Genomic DNA, 2,489 nt, shown 5'->3' with positions numbered 1-2,489 from the left:
CTATCCCCCTTTGGCTACCGGGTCTTCCCCCTGCTGGGGGCGCTCACCCAAGAACCCCTCTTGACCCCCAACCCGAAGGAGGTGGAGAGGTTGCTATGGGCCCCCATCGAAGAGCTGCTAAAGGCCCCCGCCTACGCCGAGGAACGCCCCCTCCCGAAGGGGTTTGCAGGCCTGCTGCCCCAACCCCGCCGGGTCTGGCACTACCCCTGGCGGGGGTACGACATATGGGGGGTAACTGGCAATATCCTGCACGACCTCTTGGAGCGCCTACGGGCAATGAAAGGCTGAGCTCAACCCCCGCGCCCAACCAGGTTAAGCAGCACCACCCCTGCGATGATGAGCGCAATCCCTAAGACCATAGGCCCATTCATGGGCTCCTTGAACACAAGCCAGCCCAACAGGGCAATCAAAGCGGTCCCCAACCCCGACCAGACCGCATAGGCTACGCTCAGGGGAATGGTCTTCAGGCTCTGGCTAAGTAGGTAGAAAGCGCTTCCATACCCCAGCACTACCAGCAAAGAAGGCAGCAGCTTGCTAAAGCCCTGGGAAGCCTTAAGCGCGCTCGAGCCCATCACCTCTGAAGCTATCGCCAGCATCAAAAGCCACCATCCGCTCATCATTCTCCCCCTACAAACCCCCTGCGCCCAAGGGGCTTTCCAGGGTACAATACCCTAGGATGGTCCGCATTTTGCTCGCCGATGACCACGCCCTGTTTCGCCAGGGGCTCAAAAGCCTCTTGGAAGCCGAGCCCGACTTCCGGGTTATCGGCGAGGCCAAGGACGGGCGGGAGGCCCTGCGGCATGCCTTGGAGGCCCACCCCGACATCATCCTGATGGACATCCAGATGCCCGGCCTAGACGGCGTTCAGGCCACCCAGGAAATCCTCCGGGAGTGGCCCGAGGCCAAGGTCATCATGCTCACCATGTACCGGCAAGACGGCTACGTGTTTGAGGCGGTCAAGGCTGGAGCCAGGGGTTACTTGCTTAAGGACGCCGACGCCAAGGAGCTCATCGAAGCCATCCGCCGGGTACACCAGGGGGAGGTCCTGCTGGACGCGGAGATGGCCGAGAAAATCATCCAGGACTTTCGGGCCAAACAGGAGACCCCCCCCAAAGGACACGCCGAACTCTCCGAACGGGAGGTGCAAATTCTAAAACTCGTGGCCCAGGGGTACACCAACCTCGAGATTGCCGCTGAGCTCTCCTTATCCGAGAAGACCGTGCGCAACCGGCTGAGCGATATCTTCCAAAAGCTACATCTCAACAACCGCACCCAAGCTGCCCTCTACGCCCTGCGGGAGGGGCTGGCAGACAAAAACCAGGACGCCTAGCCGATGAGCGAGCCCACCACCCCCACCACCCTTGACCCGGTGGCCCTACTGGGAGAAATCGCCGAGATTGAAGGAGAGGCCGCCCGTGGTAGATGGGTTGCCGCCCAGTTGCGCAGTCAGGGCCTGGAGCCCCAGCAAGATGAATTGGGGAATGTGTGGTGCGGGATGAGAGGCTTGTTGCTGGTGGCCCACCTAGACACCGTCCTCCCCCCCCGACCCCTACGGCGGGAAAGGGACCGCTGGTACGGCCCCGCGGTGGGCGACAACTCCTCTGGGGTTGCGGTGTTGCTCTCTTTGGCCCCTGAACTTATAGCCCAGGGGTGCACGGTTGCCTTTAGCGTGGGTGAAGAGGGGTTGGGCAACCTAAAGGGGGCCCGCCATTTGGTCCAGGCCCTAAAGCCGGCTCAGGTGGTTGCGGTGGACGGGTACCTGCCTGGTGTGGTGAGCCGTTCGGTGGGGTCACAGCGGCTTCGGGCCCGCTTCCTAGGTCCGGGTGGCCACGCCTGGGGGGATCGCGAGGCCACCTCCCCTGTACCGGCCCTGGGCCAAGCCCTCAGCGAGATGTACGCCCTAAAGCGCCCCGCGGACAGCAGCTTGAACGTGGGGCGGCTGTGGGGTGGGGAAGCCATCAATGCCATTCCAGGGGAGGTAGGGCTCGAGCTCGACCTGCGGGCCCTGGAAGCCAGCACACTGGCTCAGCTCACCGCCGAGGTTCGGGAAATCCTGATGGAGGCCGCCCGCCGTTTCGGGGTTCGGCTAGAGCTACAAGCGCTGGGTGAACGCCCTGCCGGCATGACCGCTACTCCAGCCATGCTGGAAGCTGCCCGGCAAGCCTACTTGGAGATAGGGCTCGAGGCCCAGTTCACCGCCGGCTCCACCGACGCTTCTGCGGCCGTGGAGGCTGGCATACCGGCCCTTACCCTAGGCGTTTACCGAGGAGGCGGCGCCCACACCCCCGATGAGTGGGTTGAACCAGATTCCCTAAGACTTGGGGCCGAAGCCCTGAGGCGGTTTATCTACTGGTTAGAGCAAAAATAAACCCCACCTTTTAGGGTGGGGTAGGTTGGATGGAGCGGGAGACGGGACTTGAACCCGCGACCCCAACCTTGGCAAGGTTGTGCTCTACCAACTGAGCTACTCCCGCGAAAGGAAAAACCTC

3 protein-coding genes, 1 tRNA gene and 1 pseudogene are annotated in these 2,489 nt (G+C 62.8%); 3 read left to right on the top strand and 2 right to left on the bottom strand.

The window, feature by feature from the left end; all coding sequences use genetic code 11:
• A pseudogene (locus Mlute_RS14905) lies at positions 1-288 on the top strand (coenzyme A pyrophosphatase); the annotation flags it as partial.
• Positions 289-290: 2 nt separating this feature from the next.
• Here the strand turns inward: Mlute_RS14905 and Mlute_RS14900 are convergent.
• Positions 291-617, bottom strand: a complete 327-nt coding sequence (locus tag Mlute_RS14900; RefSeq protein WP_119361310.1) for a DMT family transporter — start codon at positions 615-617, stop codon at positions 291-293.
• A gap of 59 nt (positions 618-676) precedes the next feature.
• On the opposite strand from Mlute_RS14900, the gene Mlute_RS14895 reads away from it, so the two are divergent.
• Together Mlute_RS14895 and Mlute_RS14890 are read left to right on the top strand one after the other, a co-directional pair.
• Positions 677-1,330 (top strand): response regulator, encoded by a 654-nt coding sequence (locus Mlute_RS14895; protein WP_119361309.1) that lies wholly within the window; start codon positions 677-679, stop codon positions 1,328-1,330.
• 3 nt (positions 1,331-1,333) lie between these two features.
• Entirely contained in the window at positions 1,334-2,368 is a 1,035-nt protein-coding gene (locus tag Mlute_RS14890; RefSeq protein WP_119361308.1) for a M20/M25/M40 family metallo-hydrolase, read from the top strand.
• A 30-nt stretch (positions 2,369-2,398) separates the two neighbouring features.
• Here Mlute_RS14890 and Mlute_RS14885 read toward each other — a convergent pair.
• Positions 2,399-2,474, bottom strand: a tRNA-Gly gene (locus Mlute_RS14885).
• Between the last annotated feature and the right edge of the window lie 15 nt (positions 2,475-2,489).

Origin of the sequence: Meiothermus luteus (genome assembly GCF_003574085.1) — a bacterium.
Lineage (GTDB): Bacteria > Deinococcota > Deinococci > Deinococcales > Thermaceae > Meiothermus > Meiothermus luteus.
The sequence above is the reverse complement of the archived record's forward strand: the minus strand, read 5'-3'. Positions and strand labels throughout refer to the sequence as shown.

Bases quoted from the DNA above. Each gene is read 5' to 3' on its own strand.
- Mlute_RS14900 (WP_119361310.1), bottom strand. From the start codon at position 617: ATGAGCGGATGGTGGCTTTTGATGCTGGCGATAGCTTCAGAGGTGATG.
- Mlute_RS14895 (WP_119361309.1), top strand. From the start codon at position 677: ATGGTCCGCATTTTGCTCGCCGATGACCACGCCCTGTTTCGCCAGGGG.
- Mlute_RS14890 (WP_119361308.1), top strand. From the start codon at position 1,334: ATGAGCGAGCCCACCACCCCCACCACCCTTGACCCGGTGGCCCTACTG.